Here is a 23,377-nt window from a genome sequence, read left to right as displayed (position 1 = left end):
CAACGCCGTTACGCGGCGCGGAGCCCCGCCCAGGCCACCGATTTTCTGCAGACCATCTCGGGATACGTCCAGGGAAATGATCCGTGTGGCGCACATACGATTAGTGCTCACCCTTGCCCCGCAACTGACCACCTCATTACACCACCGCGAACGCCGACGCGATCGAGCACCGCGTCGCTCGCAAGAGATCGCCCAGCAGGCCCGACAACAGAAGAACGCCAGCTATACGGCTACATCCAGTAGGTGGAGGATTTTCGCTACTAAACCAATGCGCCTTCACCTCGAAGCCAACGCCCCATAGAAAAAGAATGGCCGGAGTCCGGCGTAGCCCGAGTTGGCGATTGCCACCCCGACCAGGCTCACAGCCACTGCGTGGGCGTCCCGTAACCCATTGGACTTACCTCTGCTTTCACTCACGCATGGGCAATCAGGCAATCGAAGCGCTGGCTCGCCAGCTCCGCCGAATGGTATGGCTGGCAGTTCCACACCAGGAAATCCGGCCTTGCAGAACAGCCGCAACGGAACAGTTCTGGTGATTTCGGCTCGCTGGCGAGCGGCCGCGGAGCTTGCGATCCCATGGAGCATCCAAACGGTCGAGCCCACTCCCGGTTGAATGCGCCTGATAGGGTCGCGCCGGAAACCAATGGGGGTGCCGACGTGGCAGACGATCTTCTGGTGAACCTGGGCTCGCTCACCGACACGGCCAACGTCCTGATCGACCTGGCCAGACACCTGCAGACCGCACAGGTCGACCTCTTCGTGCTCGACTCGGCCGACGGCCCGGCCAGTCACCCGGAGTTGGCGCAGAGCATGCGTTCGTTCGTCGAATTCGCTCATGACCAGCACCAGGACGTGATCGCTCTACTAGCGGCACTCTCCACCCGGGTCAGGACCACCGCCAATAGCTATCAGCACACCGACGAGGTGACAGCGGCGGACATGACGGCGCTCCTGACCCAATCGACCTATCGGCGCGCCGACCAACACCCGATGTGACACGATGGCCTACCGAGATGCGGTGCGATACATCGAGGACATGAAGCCGGGCTATGTCAGTACCATGGCCGAGGAGTGCCTGCGGGCGAAGAGGGCTCTCCACGCGGTGTCGCCGAGGCTCGACGGCTTGCGCGGCAGGATGGAGTGGTCCTCCGAAGCGGCGGACCTCTACGAGCAGCGTCTCCGTGAAACCCTCGATCTGGTTGACGGCCTGCACGACGGGTTCGACAGAGCAGGCGCAGCCATCGCCGAATACGCAACAGCCCAGACCCGGGCCCAAGCAATCGTCGCCGACGGAGCCACTGCGGAGGAGCACCTACGCACGCTGATCGCCCCGATCGTCGCAACCCAGTCTCCGGTGATGCGCCTTTCCGACGCGCTGCGGGCATGGAACGACCTCCGCGCAACCACGGGAGCCACCGACTGGCTGATCGAGCTCGGAGTTCAAGACGAGATCGACAAGGTACGCACCAACGCCGAGCAACTCTGGCAGACCGCTACCGGCGCCTACGACGATGCGATCCGGATCGAGACCGAAGCCCGCACCGATGCGCGCGCCCTGCTCGCCGCGGCGTACCGTCTGCTACCCGACTTCCTGGTGAGTTCCGCGCTCAGCGCGAAGATCGCCGAAGGGATAGCCGGACTGCGTGATAGCTCGGGCAAGTACCACATCGGTCCGCCGGCTGCCCCAAAGCTGACTTTTGACAACGACTTTCCGTACGATCCAAACACCACCGCCACCCCGGCCGACTACGCCAGCTGGAAAAAGTGGCAGGCCGTGTTGCGCGGCGCCCAAGTGGCCCGCCCCGACCTGGATGACGCCCTCGATCTATACGCTCACTACCGCGACGGCACCGGCACCGACCGGCAGATCGACTTCGAGGAGGGGTATCGGGAGGACTCAAACATCCGCAGTGCAGTCGACAACGAAATCGCGACCGCACAGAGGGCAGCAGAGCAACTCTTCCGAGAGACCGGACAAACCGCCTTTCAGATGACAGGCAGCCCAGCGATGGTAGGCGGCATGGGCCTCTATCCGACCACTGAGAACTGGCAGAAAGCCATCGGCGATTACGCCATCTACGGGACCTCAGAAGTTGTTGTCAACGGCGACCGGATCACTATGAAGATCAGGGTCCATGCTGAGGATATGTACAACTTCAATGCCGGAAATTCCGATATTAAAACTGGCGCATCTGACGACGAGAATGGCCGATTCTCGACGTTGGGATGGGCAAAAGAGTTTCGCACGCACGGCGAGATGGAGCGCACAGTGACCTGGACAGTCGGTGGGACGCCTGATCTGACCAGTGGGAGTGCCCCAGAACGCCACGCTCCCGGCGAGGACCGCGCGGACGGACGCGCCGATGGCTAACCGACGCATCACGCTCACGGTATCGCTGCTTGCACTCATGGCCCTGCCCGCTGGCTGCACTCGCGGCACCACCACCACACCACAACCCGGTAACAGGGAAGTCTCAAGCGTGAATACCCCGCCGGTGCGGACAGACCGTGAACCGATCGCTAAGCGGTTCCCCCGACTGGGAGATTTCGCCGCGGTTCACTGGCAAGGGGGCAGCCTCGGAGTTGATTCCGGTGGCGTACCTGGGCCAACCGACATCTACATCCATGCCCTGGTCACCCTCTCCCCCGACGCCCGAGCAGAAATCGTTCCGTACTACCAGTGGGAACCCGCGGCCGCGGACTGGGACGCGGAGATGAGCGATCAACTGCGGCCGTTGCTGCCAGCAGACGGGACCTGGGTGAGCAGTGACGAGTTCACCGAGGCGGTGAGCACGAACAAGTACTACGGCCGGGTCTACCTCGACACCGCCAGCGGCACTGTCTATCTCGATGTCAACAACACATAGTGCGGAATGGAAAGTCCACGGAGTCGACCGGAGCGACGCCGGCAGTGGACGTTTTGGTGTGACCCGGTCCAGACCGTACGCCCCGGTTAGCGGGACGGGTCGCCAGGGCGTACGAGCCCAGTCTCGTACGCTAGGACAACTGCCTGGACCCGGTCCCGCAGGTGAATCTTGGCGAGGATCCGCGCTACGTGGGTCTTGACGGTCGCCGCGCTGAGCGTGAGCTTCTGGGCGAGTTCGGTATTGGACAGGCGGCGCCGAGCGCGGTCAGTACCTCGAGCTCACGCCGGTAAGCGGGCTGAGGTCGTGGTGCGGTGGCACCGGGGCGGACTCGGTGGTGAACCGCTCCACCAGGCGACGGGTAATCATGGGGGAAAGCAGGGCATCGGCGGTGGTGACGAGGCGTACCGCGTTGGCCAGGTGCGCGGCCGGTCATGGGCCATCGGCCGAAACGGGCGGACGCTCTTGGGTGGTTCTTCGTTACTGGTGGTGATGTCGCGGCTGGTGCCGGATCAGGTCCCGGAGGCAGATCGGGAGGTCCTTCGGCTTGTCGCCTGGGAGCGTCTGACCGCTGCCGAGGCGGCGGTCGTTCTCGGGTGCTCGCGGGCGACGTTCGCGATGCGGCTGCTGCGTGCCCGGCGGCGGCTTCGGGCACAACTGGGTGGGGTCAGTACCGAGGCGGGGCCGGCGCCCCGGACCACGCCGTCGCTGTCGAATGGGGGGCGATGAGGGTGAAGGCTACAGATGAGGTTCGTCTGACGTTGCGCGGCTTGGATCCCGCGTTGGACGGTCAGCCCGAAGATGCGGAGCGTCGCGCGCGGGACCTGGCGCGGATCCTCGCCTCCGACCGCGCCGCTCCCCCGGCCAGCCGGGCGGTGCTACGACGTCGTGTCGCGCTGGCGGCCGGCGGGGTGGTCCTGGCGGTGCGGTGGCGCTGGAGAGCGTTCGGGAGCCGCAGCCGGCGTACGCGGCCACCCCGGCGATGCTCACCTACGGCCCGCCGACGAGCGCGGAACCGGCCAGTACCCGGCTGCGGCGCCTGGCGGAGGTAGCGGCGGGGCAGCCAGCACCACCGCGGCCGGCCGGCACCGTGGAGCACCTGGAGTCGGCGAACTGGTTCCTGAACTCCTCGGTCACCGACGGACGGACGACGTCCGCAGTCGTACCGGAGCAGTGGCGGTCCTGGCGGACCGACGACGGCGCCGGCCGGGAGGTCCGGAAGGCGCTCCCCCGATGTTCCGGTCCGAGGCCGACCGCCGGGAGTGGAAGCGGCGCGGCGGCCGGATCGACTCGTCGGAGAAGACGCGCGACTACACGGCCGGCGGGTACTACAGCCACTGGCAGGGCCCGGTGTCCACCGATGCCAGCGCGCTACGCGAGTGGCTCACCAGGGGCGTGCCCGCCCACAAGGCACCGGTGCAGTATCTGGAGTCCGTTACCGAACTCGCAGGGGTGCGGCTGCTGAACCCAGCGCAGCGTGCGGCGGCACTCAGACTCCTCGCTGACCTACCTGGCATCACGGTGACCGGCACCGTCATCGACCGTGCCGAACGGCCCGGGGAAGCGTTCTCGATCACCTCCGACTTCCATGGCCTACCCGCCCAGTACACCGTGATCGTCGATCCGGGGTCCGGCGCGTTGCTGGGATACGAGGAGGTGTTGACCGAGACGGCGGGCATGTTGAACGTGACGATCCCCGCGGTGATCACCTACCGGTCATACCTGATCGCCGAGTACGCTGCCATGCCCCGCTGACAGCTCCTGGTGGGCGCGGAGATTCCTGATTCCCACCTCCTCACTCACCGGGCAGATCGAAGCCGCGTCGGCCGCTACGTCCACGTCAGCTATTGCTCAACACCTTTCGTGGTGGACGAGCCGGACGAACTCGTCGAACATGCGGCCCGGGTCGGGAGTCTGAGCCCGCGGCACCGACGAGGAAAATGGAACATTTGTTCGATTCATGTCCTTTGTCGCACCCATTCCCTACGCTGAGCGCTACCAGCCAGGGGAGGAAGCATGACTACCGCCATCATCACCTAAATGGTGCGATCCGCAAGAACGTCTGCTGCACTCATGGACGAACTACGCGCGATCATCGACAACCAGGACGTACACCAGGCACAGTCCGCGATTGCGAAATTCGTCGCTCGACACCGCCTTACCCGCAGCGATATCGATGCGCTCGTGGCGGCGCTGGCCCGGCCTCACGCCAGCAGCGACCACACCCGGCCTTCAGACGCCACCCCGGTGGCCGAAGCCCCGGCCACCACCAGCGCCACCGATACCACCACCGGGACCGGGACCGCCACCGGGACGAACGTAAGCAGTCTTGAGCCCAAACCGGACGATGACCCACCAGACAGTGACGCCGGGTGGATGTTCGATGACGATCCTGCGCCTCCCGTTCCCTTTCCCGCAGATGATGTCGTCGGCCAGGCGTTCGAGGACCTTCTCGGTGATTGGACCCGGACGGGGGGAAGGCTCACCCGCGCCGAGGTCGCACTGCTCGCAACTCGGCGAAGCCTCACCGCAGCACAGACCGGTGAGTTGCTCGGCCGCTTGGCGGACGCCGGCGTTGACCTCGCAGCCGTGTCCGACGCGGGACCGGTCAGGTCCGCCGCGAAGGGCTCCGAACTACCCGATGACACGGTTCGCCAGTATCTCCGGGAGATCGGTCGGTACCCGTTGATCAACGCCGCTCGTGAGGTGGAGCTCTGGTCGTTGATGGTGCAAGGCGCAGCGGCACGGACCGCGCTCGACACCGGTGGAACGGACCTGTCAGCAGCGGACCGCCGGTCACTACGAAGCCGCGTGATCGAGGGGCAGCGAGCTCACACGGCGTTGGTGTGCGCGAATCTGCGACTCGTGGTGTCGATCGCCAAAGCCCGGCAATACCGCCAGTCCGGCGTCGAGTTTGCCGACCGCATCCAGGACGGCAACCTGGGCCTGATGCACGCCGCCCGTCTATTCGACGGCTCCAAGGGCTACAAGTTCTCCACCTACGCGACGTGGTGGATCAAGCAAGGCATCGAGCAGGGCATCGGCAACCACGGCCGGACCATCCGCATACCCATGCATGTCCACGACCGGGTTCAGAAGATTCGACGGGCCGCCCGGAAGTTCGCGGACCGGCTGGACCGGGAGCCGACGCTCGACGAACTGGCCGACGCTACCGGCATGGAGCCGGGCAAGGTGCAGGCGATGCTCGAAATCAGTCAACCAGTGCTCAGCATCGACCTGCTTCTCAGTATGGATGGCGACCTCCGCCTCGCGGACGTCCTCGTCCACGACGAGGAGCGCGATGGGCGGACCGACCCGGCGACAATCGTCGAACACGCGACACTGCGCGGCGAGATCGACCGCCTGCTCCGCACGGTGCTCCCCGACCGAGCCGCCAACGTGATCCGTCGCAGGTTCGGTCTCGGCACCGGCGCGGAAGAGACCCTGGACGATATCGCTGCCGACCATGGCGTCAGCCGCGAACGGATCCGCCAGATCCAGGGAAAAGCCATGAGCAAGCTACAGCGGTCAACGGAGACGGTGGCGCTACGGCCGTACCTAGTCAGCGAACCGGGGCACGGCGCGTCGACGGAGAGGAAGACCCGATGAGCGGCAAGGCGGCGCAGTCGCTGGAGGAGGCGTGCGATGCCTTCGTCACCTGGCTCGATCGACGTGTGGTCGCGGCGGGCAGAGGCGACGACCTGGATCGACTGGAAGTGGCGCCATCGGGGACCTTCTGGCTGGGGCGCCTCGCATGCGAGGCCGAGGCGCGTCGGGGCACCGGCGACGACCGAGCCGAGCGACTGGACCCGTGCGCGATCGGCATCCGGTTGCGCCCCGCCGAGGTGCCGCCGTGGTCGATGACGGTAACGGTGCGGGCCCGGGCCTGGATCAAGGAACCCAAGGATGGTCCGGACCCAAACCGGCGCTGGTGGCGTACCGGTCCCGTCGAGGAGAAGATCTCCGTCGTGGCCACCGCCGATGGTGGAACCTTCGGCGGCGAGCAGCTGCGAGATGCCTTCGCGACGGTGGGTGCGCCGGGCCTGACGGCCGAAGTCCGGGTCGATGTGGAGGATTGGCACCAGGACACCGAACTTGTCGTACAAATGATCAACACCAGCCCGGAAGATTCGCGCGATCTGACCGACTCGCACCTGTACGAAACAGAGCTGGAGGTCGCCGGTCTCACCACCACCCCGTTCCAGTTGGAGGCCCTGCCGGACAGCTTCCGCTACGACCGCGACGTACCGGCGTACGGCATCAACGTTGGTGTCGAGGTGCCCGCACCCGGGGTGTTTCGCAGTTCCGACACCACCACGGTGCAGACCTTCCGCCCCACCTATTGGAACAGCAGTCGGCCGGAGCCGACGCTGTCGTTTGAACGGCTCGCCGCCGACCCGATTCCGGAACTCACCGCACTGGTCGATGCGCTCGAAGAGTACGACCAGGCCCACTGGTCTCCATCGGTGCTGGCCGCCGGGGAGGCTGCCGAGGGTTGGACGGCGGGAATGCGCGCCGAGGCGGACAAGGCGGCAGCCGACGTGTTCGCCGAAGTCGACCGGCTTCGAGCCGGGCTGAAGCTCCTACAGACCAACCGGGATATCCGCCAGTCGTTCCAGCTGATGAACAGGGCGATCGGGTGGAGCGCGAAGGGGCGTGGCTACGACACCTGGCGGCCGTTCCAGGTTGGCTTTCTGCTGTCCGCCACCCGCTTCCTCGCCGAACCCGCCGATGACGCGAAGATCGTCGACACCGTGTGGTTCGCCACCGGTGGCGGCAAGACCGAGACCTACCTGGGGCTGTTGTTGATGACGGCCTTCTTCGACCGGCTCACCGGCAAGCGCACCGGCGTGACGGCCTGGTCCCGATTTCCCCTCCGGTTGCTGAGCTTGCAACAGACGCAGCGTTTCGCCGACGCGCTCGCCGGCGCCGAGTTGGTGCGCCGGGATGCGGTGGCACGCCGGGTAGCCGATGTCAAAGGTGCCCCGTTCAGCCTCGGCTTCCTGGTCGGCCAGACAAGTACGCCCAACAAGATCGTGCCCAAGCCAGGGAGTGACGAGATCGGTCCGGACAGCCCGGGAGTACCTGACAAATACCGGGTACTGCTGCACTGTCCGTTCTGCCGCGACGAGAACCTGCGGATGAAGTTCGACCGACGACGCTGGAAGCTGGAACATCACTGCACCAACCCGCACTGCTCCTGGAAGCGCGGGGCCCTGCCGGTGTACATCGTCGACCAGGAGATCTTCCGCTTCCTCCCCACCGTGGTGGTGGGAACACTGGACAAGGGCGCATCGATTGGCCTGCAGCAGGCGATGCGCGGTCTCGTCGGGCCACCGCAGAAGATCTGCTCACTCGACTGGCACGGCTTCACCTACGCGACCAGGTCGAAGGCGCCCAACGGCTGTCTGGTGCCCGACTGCCAGGGAACACTCAATCCGCTGCCGATGCCGGCGGAACGGTTCGCACCGTCGCTGCGTCTGCAGGACGAGTTGCACCTGCTCCGCGACAGTCTCGGTGCCGTCAACTCGCATTACGAGAGTCTGCTTGACCACCTACAGCAGGAGCTGTCCGGTAGCCACGCCAAGATCGTCGCCAGCAGCGCGACGCTCACCGGGTACGACCGGCAGGTCGAGGTCCTCTACCGGCGCGAAGGCCGAGTCTTCCCGCAGCCAGGTCCTCGCTCCGGCGAGTCCTTCTGGACGGTACGCACGGCGGAGAAGCAACGGCGTTTCGTGGCGGTCGCGCCGCGCGGGGTGACGCTCGAGCACGTCAGCGACCGGACCCTGGACGCCTTGCAGCACTGCGTACGCCGGCTGGTAGACGAGCCATCGGCTGTCTGCACGGAAGCCGGCATCGATCCGAAGCACGTCGACGAACTGCTCAGCCTCTACGGCACAAACGTGGTGTACGGCTCCACCCTCTACGACGTCGAGGCCGCCGGCCGAAGCCTCGACAGCAACAACACCGTCGATGGCATCAACGTCGAGCAGCTCACCGGGCAGACCGGCTTCGACGAGGTGCGCGACATCCTGGAACGGCTAGGAAAGCCCGAGGAGAAGTTCGCGGATCGCATTCACGTGATCGCGGCCAGCTCAATGATGTCACACGGGGTGGACATCGACCGGCTCAACACGATGGTGATGCTGGGGTTGCCGTTGACGACCGCCGAGTTCATCCAGGCCACCGCCCGGGTCGGTCGCCGGCGCCCGGGTCTCGTGTACGTCCTGCACAAAATCGGCCGGGAACGCGACGCCCAAACGTTCCGGCACTTCGACAAGTACGTACGCCAGGGCGATCGGTTCGTTGACGCCATCCCGATCACGCGCCGCAGCCGGCGGGTCCTGGCCCTCACGCTCCCCGGACTGGTTGCGGCGCGCACCCTGATGGTGCACGAGCCGGCCAGCAGACAGCGATTGAGCACACCGGCGAAGCTGCGCCAGTACGTCCGCGACGCGGAACTAACGCCCGACCTCGAAGCAGCGGCCGTGGCGAAGCTCCTCGGTCTCGACGGGCCGGAGGACTCCCGGCACCGGCAGCAGATCATCGAGTGGGTCCGTGAATGGTTCGCCGACCTGGAAAACCCGGCCACCGCGGCCCGGTTCATCAGCGAGATCGGCTACCCCTCCCCGATGCGGAGCCTGCGCGATGTCGAGGCCCAAGCTCCAATTCACGACTGAAGGCGGGCGACATGGCGAAACTGGGTTCCCGCAGCGGCAGCCAAATCCTGCGTACCTTCCTGCCGGCACAGACCGTTGACCTGCGCGGCGACATCTACCGAGTTGATGAGTGGTCAGCCCCGAACCCGATCGAGATCGACTCCGACGTGGTGCGGTGGAGTCTGTTGGCCGAGATCGGCGCATGGACCGCCAACGACACCGACGGCGGCATGGCCGAAGAGCTGCTGCGCAAGGTGCCGGTGGAGGTCGTCGAGCTCGATGAACGCCGTGGCGTGACGGTCGAGAGGTACCCGCGAATATGGCTGTGCCGGGTCTGCAAACGCATCGGCACGTCCGAGGAGGCACACTGCAAGTGCGGCAAACGTGCCTGGGGTCAGCTGCACTTCGTCGGCGTGCACGAGTGCGGGGCGATCACCGAACCCTGGATCCGGCGTTGCCCGCAGCACGACGACGTACGGGTGGTCGTGCCGAGGAGCGCCAAGGCCGCGGACATTCGCTTCGTATGCCCGGTCTGTGACACGCCGACGATGCAGGGGCTGGGTTTCCATAAGAAGTGCGTGTGTGGTGCCGGCGCAGTGCGCTGGAACGTTCACAAGGCCCGCATGGTCTATGTGCCGCGGGGCATGGTGCTGATCAGCCCATCTCGGTCCAAGCATCGGGAGAACCTCACCCACGCCGGTGATCCGCGCAAGGCGCTGATCTGGGTGGTCGAGGGTTTGCAGGTGATCACGTCCGCCGAGCAGGCTGGCCAGTTGGCCAAGGCGGGCGATCACCCGGTCGACCGGCTTCCCCCGACCCGACGTACCGTGGCCGAACGGGAGGCCGTCGACATCGCGATGGCCCTGGCCGAGAGTCGGACACCAACGACAGCGTTACGCCTGCCGGACCGCGACGACCCGCTCGAGCGGCGCTACCGGGAGAAGTATCCGCCGGCCCTGCGACGGGCCGGCATCGACGGGCTCGACCTGGTCGACAAGTTCCCAATCCTCAACGCCATGTACGGCTACACGCGGGGCGAGGACGATCCGTCGAAGTGTCGGCTGGTGCCGTTCCGAGGCAAGCGGGGCGGCTACCGGCTCTACGGCAACCTCGCCGAGACCGAGGCGTTCCTGATCCGGCTCGACCCGATCCGGGTCGCGGCGTGGCTCGCCGGTCGCAGTCACCGGCTTCCGGGATGGACGCCGGATTGCACCGACCCGGCTGTGGCCCGAGTCGCCATCCTGGAGTCGGCCTCGGTTCCCGACAAACGCGACGATCCACGGGTAGCGTCGATCGGGGCCGACGTACTGAAGCTGATTCACACCTATGCCCACCGGCTCATCCGGCAGACCGCTGTCTTCTCCGGCATCGAGCGCGACGTGCTCAGCGAGTATCTCGTGCCCCACCATCTCGGCTTCTTCCTGTACACGGCGGCCCGGGGCGACTTCGTACTCGGCGGCATGCAGGCGGTCTTCGAATCGAACCTCGACGACCTGCTGACCGCCTTCGTTGCCGCGGAGCATCGTTGTCCGCTGGATCCGGGGTGCGGGATTGGCAGTGGGGCTTGTGCGGCCTGCATGCACCTGGGTGAGCCGTCGTGCCGAGTCTTCAATCGGTTCCTGGACCGTGGCGTGTTGTTCGGACGGAACGGCTACCTGCGGATCTCCACCTGACCGGCTGCAGAAGGGGGCGGTTGCTGGTGCGAGGTCGCCTCGCCGCGAAGGGGTGCAGTCGCCGTTGAAGAGCAACATCCGGATGTGCTGATTTCGGGAGCCCGCTCTTGATGAGCGGGCTCCCCGGAGCCTGGCCCGACTCGAACGGTGCTGCCACCCTGGGTTCAGTAACGCGTGGTACCGGCGCCGCGCGTTGGGCAGGCCGACCCCAAAGCACAGGCGCTCAGTCCCCATCGCAGGAGGTGTTCCTGGAACTCTTCGATCTCGCCCGGCGACAGTTCGCGAAGCTGGCGAAGAAGAACCTGCGCAACGCGTTCGGTGTCCCTGCCCGCCTCGACGCGAGCGCGCCCGACGATGTCCCAGAAGGTACCCCAGTCCAGGACCAGACCGTGGCAAGGCATCCGATCATCCCTAGAAGTCAAGCAAGTGCTTGTCGGGCAGCTCGACGTCGGGAGGGGTGATGATGGGGTGGTGGATGTGCAGCTGTTGGTAGTTGATGATTGTCCCAACGAAGAGCCGGCCGCGATGATCTTGCGTAAGGCCCTAGACGACGTTGGCCTACCCGAAGTCCAGTTCAGCACCCGTGTGGTGGCCGACCAGGCTGAGGCGGAGGCGGTAGGGTTCGCCGGCTCCCCGACGATCTTGATAGACGGCTGTGACCCGTTTGCCGCTTCGACGGGAACGGCCGGGCTCGCCTGTCGGCTCTATCGCGATGACGCGGGCCTGTCTGGTACGCCTCCGCTCGCTCCGCTGCGCCAGGCTCTCAAGCGGGCAGCCGAGCACCGGTAGCCGCCCACGCGGCGGGAAGTGCCTCAAGGGAGGTAAGGGCGTCAGTCGTCTCCGGCCACCGAAATTCTGCCGCGACCTGCTCCTCGTCCCGTCCCCAGATCACCACGTCTCCGAGCCCGTCGAGGGAATCCTCATGCACCCATGAACCGGGGACGTCCGCGTCGGCAACGACGAGTATCAGTCTGGTGTGAGCGAGAAAGCCGTCGAGTAGGTCGGTGGGCAGCCCTGACTGGAAGTGCTGACATGAACCGCGAGAGCCGACGCCGTCGGCTGATCTGCCTGTGGCGAAACATCTGTCTGTCCGGGCTCGACGATCGCTATAGTCCGGCTTCATGACGTCCATCACGACGAGTTCGGTCGAGTACCCGGCCGACGGCCTGACGATGATCGGGCACCTCGCCCTGCCCGTCGGCGCCGACCGCCGGCCAGCGGTCCTGGTCGGACCCGAGGGGCCGGGGCTCAACGACTTTCAGCGCCGCCGGGCCGACGCCCTCGCGGAGTTGGGGTACGTGGCGCTGGCCTTCGACATTCACGGTGGACGCTGGTTCACCGACCCCCAGGAGATGCTGGCGCGCCTGAATCCGCTGCTCGCTGACCCCGATCGGATGCGCGGCATCGGCCACGCAGCGCTTGACGTGCTGTACGCCGAGCCACGGACCGACCCGGACCGGATCGCCGCCATCGGCTACGGCATCGGGGGAGCAATCGTGCTGGAACTCGGCCGCGACGCCGCCAATCTGCGCGGGATCGCAACGATTAACGCAATGACCACAGGCCGGCCGGGCGAGGCGGCGCACATTCGCTGCCCGGTGTGGGCCGGGGTCGGGTCGGAGGACCCGATCGTGTCGCCGGCCCAACGGGACGCGTTCACCGCCGAGATGCAGGCCGCGGACGTCGATTGGCGCCTCGTTGTCTACGGCGGGGCCCTGCACGCCTTCCACCACCCACCGTTGGCGGCCGACCAGACTGTGCTCCCCGGCGTCGGCTACCACCAGCGGCACGCGCAACGGGCCTGGCTCGACATCGTGGCCCTGCTGGCGGAGTGCCTTCACGTACCGGAGGACGTCGACCTGCGTCACTAGCGCTACCTGCCCGGCGATCTTGCACTGTTCGGTCTCGATGAACGGTGGGCGATGTCGAGCCCGAGCGACGCGGCTTTCCTGCCGGGCATGCCTCGCCACGGATCAGCGCTGTCGCTTCCGCGCCTAGCGACACGGTGTGGTCAACGTTCCCGCCCTCCTGCAGCTGCGGGTACGTGTCCACCCTTCTGGCCGAGGAGTGAGCGATGCCGCACGGCGCCTCCATCGAGATCTCTGAACTTTCGAAGCACTTCCCGCAGGGTCGACGAGAATCCCGGCGGTGGACGACCTCTCGATCACCTGTGGTCCTGGGAGCATGACGGCGGTCACCGGCCCCTCCGGCTCGGGTAAGTCGACCCTGCTGCATCTCCTCGGTGCCATCGAGCAGGCCGACTCAGGCACGATCCTCGTCGACGGTGACGACATCACATCGATGCGCCGATCTCGCCTCGAAGCGTTCCGTCTCAGCGTGGGTTTCGTGTTCCAGCATTACCACCTGCTGCCAGCGCTCACCGCACTGGACAACGTCCTCGCACCGCTGGTTCCTCACCGGGTCGCGTTCGACAAGGTGGCCCGAGCCCGTGAACTGCTCGATGCCGTCGGCATGGGCGGTCGCCACAACGCCCTTCCCGGCGAACTGTCCGGCGCCCAACAACAGCGGGTCGCCATCGCCCGAGCCCTGGTCGGCCGACCCCGGCTACTACTGGCCGACGAACCCACGGGCAACCTCGACTCGCGCACGGGCGAAACCATCCTGGACCTCCTCATCCAGCTCAGAACCGAGCAAGGAGCCCCCACCATGCTGTTGGCGACCCACGAACTCCGGCTCGCTGACGCCTGCGACCGCATCATCCACCTGACCGACGGCCGGATCGTCGACGACACCGCGGCCACCCGGATCGGGTAGCCGCATGGCCGACCTGCGCCGAGGCACGCCGGGTAGGCGGCGGGAGTCTCGCCCGCCGACTCCGTTAACCCCTACTGCCGTCGCGAGACTATTCACTGGGAGCCCATCGCCACAGGGGGGCACCGGCAAGAGCGGCCACGTAAATCTCCCCCCGGACACCGATGGCGAGTTGGTGGGGGTTGGCGCGCTGATCAGCTAGCGCCCACCGGTGGGTAACCTGCCCGGTGGTCGACAGCCGGCAAACGTAGCCGCGCTGCTCACCGTTCTTCTCATCCAGGAGATCTCCGCCGTCGAGGACGTAGACCGCGTCGTCTGGACCGATCGCCACGTCGTAAGGACGGCCCAGGGCGCTGCTGTGCCACACGTGCCGCACCGACCCGTCGGCATTGAAGACCTGTACTCGTGCGTTGCGCCGGTCGGCGACGTACACAGCTCCATTGCTGTCCAGGGCCACGCCATGCGGAATGTTGAATTGTGCGGGCCGGTCACCGAGTTCACCCCACTCGCTGGTCAGCACGCGGTGCGTGTCGAACCGGGCCACTCGAGAGTTGCGGTAGCCATCGGTGACGACGATGGACCCGTCGGCCGACACGGCCACGTCGGTGGGACGGGCGAAGATGTACTCGTCGAGGGTGCACGGCAGGTTGCTAATGACGTTACGTACTCGCAGGCAGGCTTCCAGCCCGGTGGGATAGTCGTGGCCCAGCTCACCGACCTGCCGTCCCACCGCGTCGAACGTGGTGACCTTGTTGGTACTGACGTCGGTGACCCAATACCGTCCCGCACTGTCGGCGGTGATCGAGTGAGGAGAACGAAACCGTCCCGCTCCCCAAGTCCGGCGCACCGTGCCGTCGCGCGGGTTCAGCACGACGACCGTGTCCGTGTCGATGACCGCGTCGTGGGCAAACGCGGTGCCCGCCCGATGCAGCAGAGCTACCTCCCCGGTAGGCCCCACCGTGATGCCGGTACCGATGCGCGCCGTGGCAGGTAACCGTCCCCACGGCCGTAACAGCCGGTCCTCGGCGATGGCGCCCACCGCAGGATCGCTGACCGTGGCCGCTGAGGGCGGATCACCCCAGAGCGTGGCGCCGGCGGCGGTGAGCAGACCAAGACAACTACCGGTCAACACGGCGCGGCGCGACAGTTGAGGGCGGGTCGAGCGTTTCAACGGCGGTTGCGATGACATGAGTTCACCCTGCCCATGCGCATTACCAAGATCAATCAGGTGTTCCCCGGACCGAATCGCTCAGGTGTCACCCGTACGGACCCTGAGCACCTCATCAGGGCACGCTCTGTTCCACGTTAAGTGGGTGTGCCGCCGGGTCCGTTGCGTTGCTGGCAACGAGGCATTGGTGCTCCGGCTTCGATCCGTTTGCTCAGCTGAACGCCAAGCTGACGGAATCCCAGGGCCCGCGCCACCCGGCGCGACGAGTCCGGCCGAGCCCGCCACTGCGGCAGCAGCGGGTTCGCCACACCGTCCGCGACTGCTGCGCAGCGCCAGCCCGTGCCGGCCAAGCCGCATTCGTCGGCGTCGTCCGCCGTGGCAGAGGCCAGAAGCGTGGCCTCCGTGTAACGGCTGCGACCCGCACCCCAGTCAGCTGTGCTTTCACCAATGCCGTCGGGGACGAACGGCGGTCGGCCCGACGCTGGCTCGCGGCGCTGCGCCCGGCGGGTGCGCAGGTTCGAACGCGCTGCCCGATGAGCCGTCTCGCCTTGCGGGGATCCGACGCCACGGTTAGATTCGGAACATGTCTTCCACATCTCTCGCGGATGTCGAAGGGCTGCGCGCGCTGGCTCATCCCACACGGCTCCGAATCCTGGATCTGCTCCGTGTCCACGACCAGTTGACCGCCTCGGAATGCGCGGTGCAGCTCCGGCTCTCGCCCAAGTCCTGCTCCTACCACTTGCACGTACTCGCCCGCCAGGGCCTGGTGGAGCAGGGCCATCCGCTCGCCGAAGACACCCGGCAGCGACCCTGGCGACGCTGCTTCGACGAGGTACAGATCCCCCCGCCGGGCGAGACCGGCGGTGCGGGATCCGACAGCGCCCGCACGGACGCGATCGGCGCCTCGGCCCGACACGATCTCAGCCTCTTCCTGAGCTTCCTGGCGTCACCGCAGGCAGAGATCGGCGACTGGGCATCGAGCACCACCGTGCACACCCGAGCCGTTCTCATGACACCCGCCGAACTCAAAGCCTGGGGTGAGGCGGTCGAGGAGGTCACCCGCAGCCACGTCGAGAAGGCGGGCCGGACCCGCCGCGACGGACGCAGCCCGGTCCGGCTGGCCGTGCGCGGCTTCCCCCAGACCGCCCCCGGGGCGGAGACCGCCGATTGAGCGGGACCGAGACGACGGGCCTGCGCCGCTACGCCGCCGTGGTCGCGAACCGGCAGATCCTGGCCGCCCTGATCGGCGCGCTCGTCGCACGCCTGACCCAGACAATGGCGCCGCTGCTCATCCTCCTGCTGGCCAACCAGCGGCACGGTGGGTTCGCCATTGCGGGCGCGGCCGCCGCCACCTACGGTCTCTGCGCGAGCCTGAGCGGGCCGCTGATCGCCCGGCTGGCCGAGCGCTACGGCAACGTCGTCCTGCTGATCGCCGGGATCCTGACCAGCGCCGGCCTATTCGTCATCGTCCTGCCATGGCAGTCGTGGAACTTCTGGGCCGGTGTCGTGCTGGCCGGAGCGGCGATCCCTCCGCTGAGCGCAACGCTGCGAGCCACGATCGCGGCCACCATCGACGACCCGCGGGATCGCATTGCCGCATACAGCCTGGATACCGTGGGCACCGAGGTGTTGTTCGTACTGGGGCCCGCCCTCGTCGGGCTGGTCGTGGCCCTAAGCAGCCCGACGGCTGCCCTGGCCGGGACCGCGTTGCTCCCGGTTGCCGGTGCCACCACTCTGCTGATCCAGCAGCGTCGCGTCCCGTCGCCGGACGCGCCGGCGCAGGCTATGGACCGCCGGACGCTGATCCGGCTGGCCCCGTGGCTGGGCGTCGCGGCGGTCCAGATGGCCGCGATCGGGCTCGTGGAGGTCGCTCTGATCGCGGTCGCGGTCGAATTCAACTCGTCGGCTGCCAGCGGGGCAGTGCTAGCGACGTGGGCGGCGGGCAGTGTCGTGGGCGGATTGTGGTACGGGTCGCGGTCGTGGCGAGCGCCGGCGCGCCGACAGGTGCGGTTGCTGTTGATCGGCAGCGCCGCCGGATTCGCCCTCCTGCTCGCCGCCCGGTCCGCTCCGGCCCTGTACCCACTGGCGTTTCTCGCCGGCGTGTTCATCACCCCGGCGGCAGCGGCACTGCTGGCCGATCTGAGTGAGAACCTCACGGACGGGCATCGGCTGACCGCGTTCGCTTGGCTGGCGTCCGCGAACGGGGTGGCCGGATCCCTGGCCTACGCCGCGGGCGGAGTGCTGGTCACCAACACTGGGCCGTGGGCGACGATCGCCGTCGCCGCCACCCTTCCCGCGCTCGCGGCACTACTGTTCCGTGGCCGGGGACAGGCCCAAGTTGCCCATAGTGGACTTCCTATGGTCAAGGCCAGGGCTTCGGCACGGTAGGTACGTGGGCCGCAGCAGCGGCTGGAAGCGGGCCCACCGCCACGCAGGGCATTCCCGTCCACGCTGTGCACGCGCTGCCCGGCCCCGCTGCCGACCGGTCCGCGAGGACCCATCGAAACCTGGGTGATCACCGAATATTCGAATCCGTCTATCTATCATCACAATCCGGAGCGCCCGCCCCCAATCGCCATATCTTTACCTTGCCAGAGCCCTGCAGTCAAGACTTAATAAGGAATTATGAAGATAATTACATGTCCTTTAAGGCGGACTCACAGTGGTAAATAATCATCCCAACTTCACGGCCACGCACCAGGGGAGGGAATCACAATGCACTGGCGGCGGGCCGAACTTTACGAACTCGGCAGATCTGCCCCCTACCCCGATTAATACGTTTCCCCATAATCACTCATTTGATGATTAATATTTCGTGTAGTTGAGCGCGACCGGCCGACCCGGCGCGCTTAACGCTGCGCCATTCCCCTGACCGTCGACCCGTTCCGATAAAGGTGAACTACATGCGATCGACGCTGCCCGAAAATGGGGCATCATCCAATTCCATTGGGTCCGATACGATCGATCGGATAATAACCGAAACGCAGGACGCACACGCTTTTCCTGGCCTCGCCTACACGTCGGAAGACCTGTTCGCCTGGGAGCTGGAGCGACTCTTCGGGCAGGGCTGGCTGCCGGTCGGCCGGGTCGCCGAGTTCGCCGAGAAGGGCACCCAGGCCGCCGTCATGTCGGCCGGGCGCAACATCCTGATCACCGGCACCGGCGACGGGGTGAACGTCTTCGTCAACGCCTGCCGCCACCGTGGGCACGAGCTGGTCGCCCCCGCCTGCACGATTCGACGCGCCCAGGTCTGGTGCGCCTACCACGCCTGGGTCTACGGCCTGGATGGCGAACTGCGCCGGGCACCGCGGTTCGAGGACGCCGCCGAGCGGCACCCGCAGGGCATGGACCTACTCCCGGTTCGATCCACCGAATGGAACGGGTGGCTGTTCGTCAACCACTCCGGGGATGCGAACGACTTCGGCGAATCCCTCGGCAATCTCACCGACATCCTCGCGCCCTACCATCTCGGCACCCTAAAACAGGTCGGCACCGAGGTCTACGACGTCCACGCCAACTGGAAACTCCTCGTCGAGAACTACCTGGAGTGCTACCACTGCCCTAGTACGCACCCCGAACTCAGCAAGGTCCAGCGGACCGTTAACGGCGAAGGATTCGCCAGCACCGGGATGTGGCTCGGCGGTTCCCTTGATCTCAAGAATTCCGCGGCGAGCATGTCCCTCGATGGAAAGGGCCCGGAGTGGACATTTCCTGAACTCGACGAGAACCGTGCGCGACAGGTCTGCTACTACGCGGTGCTACCCGGTCTCTTCGTCACCGCGATGCACGATTACGTGGTCACCCATCGCCTCGACCCGGTCGCTCCGGATCGCACCCGGGTAATCTGCGAATGGTTCTTCCCGGAAGAACTACTGACCAGCACTGGGTTCACGCCGGACTATGCGATCGATTTCTGGAAGACCACCAATCAGCAGGACTGGGACGCCTGCTCGTCCACCCAACGGGGCGTCTCCGATCCGCGGTACATCGCCGGCCCGCTCGCCTCGCACGAGGAGGAGCTGCACACCTTCCTACGGGCATTGGCCGACGCGTACCGCAACGACAGCCGACTCCAACCGCTGTGGACCGAGCGGTGACCGGTATGCGAATCCGGACCGGCGTCGTCGTCGTCGGGGCAGGTCTGTCCGGTCTCTGCGCCGCGGAGGCTCTCGCCGCGGACGGGCACGACGTCGAGGTCCTGGAGGCATCCGACCGGCTGGGCGGACGCACCCGCACGGAGGCGGCGCCGCTCGGACTCGAACTGGACTGCGGTGGTGCGTACATCGGGAACCGGCACACCGAGATCCGGCAGCTGGCCGACCGGCTGGGCGTACCGCTGCAGCGTACTGTCGCCCCCGGCGCCGCACTGTTCGACCTGTCCGGTCGCCGGTACCGGGACGACGACGCCGACGCGCCCTTCAACGCTCTGGCCCTTGGCCTCGCCCTGGACCGCATCGACGAGCTGACCGAGGCCGTCGACCTCCACGCGCCCGGCTCGTCACCGGACGCGGCGCAGCAGGACCGGATCACCGTGCACGAGTGGCTGAGCAGCGAGCGGATGACCTCCGCAACCACGTTGCTGATCGAACAGATCGTGCGGGAGATGCTGGCCTCGGAGCCGGACGAGGTGTCCCTGCTGCACTTCCTCTTCTACGTCAAATCCGGCGGCGGTCTCGACTTCCTCACCGCCTTCGCCGGCGGCGCCCAGGAGTTCCGCCTGGCCGGTGGAGCCGCCGGACTCAGCGAACAGCTCGCCACCCGGCTGGACCGCCCGGTGCGGACCGGTCGCCCGGTCCGCCGCATCTGCGCCACCACCGGCGGGATCCGAGTGGAGGCCGACGGCTTCGTCGCCGACTGCGACCGGGTCGTCCTAGCGATCGGCCCGGCACAGGAACAAGCCGTCGAAGTGACGATCCCGGGCGCGGCCGTGTCGCCGGTGCCGGCATCCACCGGCGGCTCGGTGGTGAAGATCCACCTGATCTACCGGACGCCGTTCTGGCGCGACAGCGGGCTTAGCGGCTGGGTCACCGCGGACCGGGCACCGCTGCGCTTCCTGGTCGACGACTCCAACGGGCGCGACGGCCTCGGTGTCCTGGTCGGATTCTTGACCGGGGCGGAAGCCCGGGCCTACCGCGCCGGCCGGATCACCTGGGCAGGGCTCACGGCCCGGCTGGCGGACTGGTTCGGCCCCCCGGCCCTGGCACCCGTGCACGTCACCGCGCAGGACTGGCAGCGGCAGCCCTGGGTCCAGGGCTGCTACGCGGCGGTGCCACATCCCGGGGCCTGGCTCGACGCCCGATCCCCCGGCGATCCGGACGGTCCCCTGCACCGGGTGGGCGCAGAGCATTCGCCGTACTTCTTCGGCCACCTCGAAGGCGCCGTCCGCTCAGCGAACGCTCTCGTCCGACGGATCCCCCGCCCCGCCGGATCCGGCGAACAGGTACCGCGGTGAGCGCTCCGGGCGTCCGGCACGGGCTCCTGCTCCCGAACGCCGGCTACTACGCCGACCCGGCGCGGCTGGTCGACGTCGCGGTCCGCGCGGAGGAGTCCGGCTGGGACGGGGTGTTCCTCTGGGACCACCTGATGTTCGCCCGCGAACTGCGCCTCCCGATGGCCGACGCGTGGACCGTCGTCACCGCGATCCTTGCCCGCACCACCCGGCTACGCAGTGGCCCGTTGATGACCCCCCTGGCCCGGCGCCGGCCATGGAAGGTGGCCCGGGAGGCGACGACACTCGACCACCTGTCCGCCGGACGGCTGGTGCTCGGGGCGGGACTGGGCGCCGAACCGGACCTCGACTTCGGGGCGTTCGGCGAACCCGCCGGGCTGCAGATCCGGGCCGCGAAACTCGACGAGGCGCTGCGAGTGCTGTCCGGCCTGTGGCGCGGGACCGAGTTCAGCCACACCGGCGAGCACTACCGGGTCGACCGGGCCACCTTCCTGCCGACGCCCCGCAGCACCGACCGGCACGGCCACCCGGCCGTCACCATCTGGAGTGCCGCCACCTGGCCCGCCCAGCGGACCGGAGCGCTGCGCCGAGCCGCCCGGTTCGACGGGGTCGCCCCCATGGTCCGCGACGACCACGGGCACCTGCGCGGCCCGGAACCGGCGGAGCTGACGGCCATGCTGACCCGCCTGGCCGACCTGGCACCCGAGCAGTCCCCGGACCGCCCGTACGAGGTGGTCGCCCTGGACAGCAGCCGGCCCGGCACCGGGCAGGCCGCCGACCGGACCGGTCTGCTGGCCGCCGCCGGGGCGACCTGGCGCATCGAGGCGTTCGACCCCTGGCGCCGATCCCCCAAGGAACTGACCGGCTGGCTCGACGCCGGCCCGCCCGACAACGATCGGAGAGCAGTATGACCGTCACGTCGCCGGCTCGTCCGGCTGAGCCGCGCAGCGCCGACCCGAGCCCCTGGCCCGAACCGATCCGCTCGTGGAGCGGGCACCCCTCACCGGCACCCGCCCGGTGCATCCACGATCTCGTCGCGGAGGCGGCCCGCCGCACCCCGGACGCGGTGGCTGTGTCCAGCGGCGCGGACCGGCTGACGTACGCCGAACTGGACGCCGTCGCGACCGCGCTCGCCACGCACCTGGTCAAGCGCGGAGCCGGACCGGATCAGGTGGTCGCGGTGCTGGCCGAACGGTCCCCGCGGCTGATCGTCGCGCTGCTGGCCATCCTCAAGACAGGCGGCGCGTACCTCGTCCTCGACCACGACGCCCCACCGGCCGCCCTCGCCACCCTCGTCGCGGACGCGGACCCGGTGCTGCTGCTGGCCGACCCGTCCCTGCCCGGCACCGCCGGCGCGTGCGGTGCACCCGTAGCCGACCTGGACCGGCTCCTCGCCGAGCCGGTCACCGACCCGGTGCCCGCCACCGCGGTCACCCCGGAAAGCCGGGCGTACGTCAGCTACACCTCGGGGTCGACCGGCGAGCCGAAGGGCGTGTGCGTCCCGCACCGCGCGATCGCCCGTCTGGTGCAGCAGCCGGACTGGGCGTCGTTCACCGCGGACGACGTTTTCCTACAACTCGCGCCGGTCGCCTTCGACGCGTCCACGCTGGAGATCTGGACCCCGCTGACCCTCGGGGGCCGGCTGGCGATCCACCCGGCCGGCCGAGCCACCCCTGGCACTATCGCCGAGGTCCTGGCGGACGAGCAGGTCAGCGTGCTGTGGCTGACGGCCGGCTTCTTCCACCATATGGTCGACACCCGGCTCGATGCCCTCGGCGGCCTACGGCACCTGCTCGCCGGTGGGGACGTCCTGTCGCCCGACTTCGTCGGTCGCCTACTCGCGGCGCACCCGCACCTCACCTTCACCAACGGCTACGGTCCGACTGAGAACACCACCTTCACCACCTGCTGGACCGTGCATGGCCCGGCCGCCATTGACGGGCCGGTCCCCATCGGGCGGCCGGTCAGCGGGACCGGCGTGGCGCTCCTGGACGCCGGGTACCAGCCGGTCCCGGTGGGCGAGGACGGCGAGTTGTACGCCTTCGGCGACGGCCTGGCCAGCGGCTACCTGGGCCGCCCGGACGCGACCGCCGAGAGGTTTCTGAACCTGCCCGGACCGGACGCGACCACGGTCCGCATGTACCGCACCGGCGACCTGGCCCGCTGGGAACCGGACGGCACCCTCACGTTCCTCGGCCGTGCCGACCAGCAGGTCAAGATCCAGGGGTTCCGGGTGGAGCCGGGCGCGGTCGAAGCCGCCCTGACCCGGCTGCCGGAGATCAGCAAGGCAGCGGTCGTCGCGCAGGCCGACGACGACGGCACCACGCGGCTGCAGGCCTTCGTGGTCACCGCCCCGGACGCACCTGCCGGACCGGCCCTCGTCGCGCACGTGCAGGACCGGCTCCGCGACACGCTGCCGGCCTACCAGTTCCCGCACACGGTCACCGCCCTGGACGAGCTGCCGCTGGGGCCGACCGGGAAGGTCGACCGGTCCGCGCTGCACGGACCCGTCATGGCGGGCCGGAACTGCACCGCCGCCTTCCGGGCACCGCAGGGAGACCTGGAGACCAGCATCGCCGAGATCTGGTCCGAGCTGCTGAAGGTCGACCCGATCGGTGCCGACGACGACTTTTTCGAACTGGGCGGGCACTCGTTGCTCGCCGCGCGCGCCCTGCACGCGATCCAGCGGGGGCACGGCGTCCGGCTCACCTACTTCGACCTGCTCGAACAGCCCACGGTCGCCGGTCTCGCCGCCGCGGTCGAGGACCCTGCCCGCTGACCTTCCACGCCCG

At 67.7% G+C, this 23,377-nt stretch carries 19 protein-coding genes and 1 pseudogene; 17 read left to right on the top strand and 3 right to left on the bottom strand.

Annotation, left to right across the window (positions count from 1 at the left end):
* The first annotated feature begins 657 nt into the window (after window positions 1-657).
* The 3 genes from B116_RS26000 (at window position 658) to B116_RS0121285 (ending at window position 2,867) form a co-directional block, all read left to right on the top strand.
* Complete coding sequence (locus tag B116_RS26000; protein WP_050591903.1) at window positions 658-996, top strand: hypothetical protein; 339 nt, start codon at window positions 658-660, stop codon at window positions 994-996.
* A 22-nt stretch (window positions 997-1,018) separates the two neighbouring features.
* Window positions 1,019-2,371, top strand: coding sequence for a hypothetical protein (locus tag B116_RS25995; RefSeq protein WP_155255776.1), 1,353 nt, complete (start codon window positions 1,019-1,021; stop codon window positions 2,369-2,371).
* A 124-nt stretch (window positions 2,372-2,495) separates the two neighbouring features.
* Complete coding sequence (locus B116_RS0121285) at window positions 2,496-2,867, top strand: hypothetical protein (RefSeq protein ID WP_027661248.1); 372 nt, start codon at window positions 2,496-2,498, stop codon at window positions 2,865-2,867.
* 86 nt (window positions 2,868-2,953) lie between these two features.
* On the opposite strand, the pseudogene B116_RS27045 reads toward B116_RS0121285, so the two are convergent.
* Window positions 2,954-3,287, bottom strand: a pseudogene (locus B116_RS27045) (response regulator transcription factor); the annotation flags it as partial.
* 69 nt (window positions 3,288-3,356) lie between these two features.
* Between B116_RS27045 and B116_RS25640 the strand changes: the two are divergent.
* The 5 genes from B116_RS25640 to B116_RS0121255 all read left to right on the top strand — a co-directional run bounded on the left by B116_RS25640 (window position 3,357) and on the right by B116_RS0121255 (window position 11,196).
* Window positions 3,357-3,593 (top strand): sigma-70 region 4 domain-containing protein, encoded by a 237-nt coding sequence (locus tag B116_RS25640; RefSeq protein WP_223874644.1) that lies wholly within the window; start codon window positions 3,357-3,359, stop codon window positions 3,591-3,593.
* A gap of 504 nt (window positions 3,594-4,097) precedes the next feature.
* Complete coding sequence (locus B116_RS28500; protein ID WP_223874643.1) at window positions 4,098-4,619, top strand: hypothetical protein; 522 nt, start codon at window positions 4,098-4,100, stop codon at window positions 4,617-4,619.
* A gap of 318 nt (window positions 4,620-4,937) precedes the next feature.
* Complete coding sequence (locus B116_RS0121265; protein WP_027661247.1) at window positions 4,938-6,473, top strand: sigma-70 family RNA polymerase sigma factor; 1,536 nt, start codon at window positions 4,938-4,940, stop codon at window positions 6,471-6,473.
* On the top strand, window positions 6,470-9,544 hold the full coding sequence (locus B116_RS0121260; RefSeq protein WP_027661246.1) for a helicase-related protein: 3,075 nt from the start codon (window positions 6,470-6,472) through the stop codon (window positions 9,542-9,544). The genes B116_RS0121265 and B116_RS0121260 overlap by 4 nt, the downstream gene beginning before the upstream one ends.
* An 11-nt stretch (window positions 9,545-9,555) precedes the next feature.
* Window positions 9,556-11,196, top strand: a complete 1,641-nt coding sequence (locus B116_RS0121255; protein ID WP_027661245.1) for a hypothetical protein — start codon at window positions 9,556-9,558, stop codon at window positions 11,194-11,196.
* A 164-nt stretch (window positions 11,197-11,360) separates the two neighbouring features.
* Here B116_RS0121255 and B116_RS0121250 read toward each other — a convergent pair whose 3' ends face one another.
* The gene (locus B116_RS0121250; protein ID WP_027661244.1) at window positions 11,361-11,597 is read right to left on the bottom strand and encodes a DUF4240 domain-containing protein; all 237 of its coding nucleotides are present in this window, start codon (window positions 11,595-11,597) and stop codon (window positions 11,361-11,363) included.
* A gap of 124 nt (window positions 11,598-11,721) precedes the next feature.
* Here B116_RS0121250 and B116_RS27945 point away from each other — a divergent pair, with 124 nt between their 5' ends.
* The 3 genes from B116_RS27945 to B116_RS0121235 all read left to right on the top strand — a co-directional run bounded on the left by B116_RS27945 (window position 11,722) and on the right by B116_RS0121235 (window position 13,971).
* On the top strand, window positions 11,722-11,985 hold the full coding sequence (locus B116_RS27945) for a hypothetical protein (protein WP_188116059.1): 264 nt from the start codon (window positions 11,722-11,724) through the stop codon (window positions 11,983-11,985).
* A 332-nt stretch (window positions 11,986-12,317) separates the two neighbouring features.
* Complete coding sequence (locus tag B116_RS0121240) at window positions 12,318-13,067, top strand: dienelactone hydrolase family protein (RefSeq protein WP_027661242.1); 750 nt, start codon at window positions 12,318-12,320, stop codon at window positions 13,065-13,067.
* Window positions 13,068-13,344: 277 nt separating this feature from the next.
* Window positions 13,345-13,971 carry an ABC transporter ATP-binding protein gene (locus B116_RS0121235; RefSeq protein WP_033667774.1) on the top strand — a complete coding sequence of 209 codons (627 nt, stop codon included), beginning with the start codon at window positions 13,345-13,347 and terminating at the stop codon, window positions 13,969-13,971.
* An 88-nt stretch (window positions 13,972-14,059) separates the two neighbouring features.
* On the opposite strand, the gene B116_RS0121230 is transcribed toward B116_RS0121235, so the two are convergent.
* Window positions 14,060-15,157 carry a peptidyl-alpha-hydroxyglycine alpha-amidating lyase family protein gene (locus B116_RS0121230; RefSeq protein ID WP_033667773.1) on the bottom strand — a complete coding sequence of 366 codons (1,098 nt, stop codon included), beginning with the start codon at window positions 15,155-15,157 and terminating at the stop codon, window positions 14,060-14,062.
* 562 nt (window positions 15,158-15,719) lie between these two features.
* On the opposite strand from B116_RS0121230, the gene B116_RS0121225 reads away from it, so the two are divergent.
* The 6 genes from B116_RS0121225 to B116_RS0121200 all read left to right on the top strand — a co-directional run bounded on the left by B116_RS0121225 (window position 15,720) and on the right by B116_RS0121200 (window position 23,364).
* Window positions 15,720-16,307, top strand: coding sequence for a winged helix-turn-helix domain-containing protein (locus B116_RS0121225; RefSeq protein WP_027661239.1), 588 nt, complete (start codon window positions 15,720-15,722; stop codon window positions 16,305-16,307).
* Window positions 16,304-17,524, top strand: coding sequence for an MFS transporter (locus B116_RS25630; protein ID WP_050591901.1), 1,221 nt, complete (start codon window positions 16,304-16,306; stop codon window positions 17,522-17,524). The genes B116_RS0121225 and B116_RS25630 overlap by 4 nt, the downstream gene beginning before the upstream one ends.
* Before the next feature lie 581 nt (window positions 17,525-18,105).
* The gene (locus tag B116_RS0121215; RefSeq protein WP_027661238.1) at window positions 18,106-19,233 is read left to right on the top strand and encodes an aromatic ring-hydroxylating oxygenase subunit alpha; all 1,128 of its coding nucleotides are present in this window, start codon (window positions 18,106-18,108) and stop codon (window positions 19,231-19,233) included.
* Window positions 19,230-20,588 (top strand): flavin monoamine oxidase family protein, encoded by a 1,359-nt coding sequence (locus B116_RS0121210; protein WP_027661237.1) that lies wholly within the window; start codon window positions 19,230-19,232, stop codon window positions 20,586-20,588. Before B116_RS0121215 ends, B116_RS0121210 begins: the two co-directional genes overlap by 4 nt.
* Window positions 20,585-21,496 carry an LLM class flavin-dependent oxidoreductase gene (locus B116_RS0121205; protein WP_027661236.1) on the top strand — a complete coding sequence of 304 codons (912 nt, stop codon included), beginning with the start codon at window positions 20,585-20,587 and terminating at the stop codon, window positions 21,494-21,496. The genes B116_RS0121210 and B116_RS0121205 overlap by 4 nt, the downstream gene beginning before the upstream one ends.
* Window positions 21,493-23,364: a non-ribosomal peptide synthetase gene (locus B116_RS0121200; RefSeq protein WP_027661235.1), complete on the top strand. Its 1,872-nt coding sequence runs from the start codon at window positions 21,493-21,495 to the stop codon at window positions 23,362-23,364. Before B116_RS0121205 ends, B116_RS0121200 begins: the two co-directional genes overlap by 4 nt.
* The last annotated feature ends 13 nt before the right edge of the window (window positions 23,365-23,377 follow it).

This window comes from Salinispora fenicalii (assembly GCF_000514815.1).
Lineage (GTDB): Bacteria > Actinomycetota > Actinomycetes > Mycobacteriales > Micromonosporaceae > Micromonospora > Micromonospora fenicalii.
The sequence above is the reverse complement of the archived record's forward strand: the minus strand, read 5'-3'. Positions and strand labels throughout refer to the sequence as shown.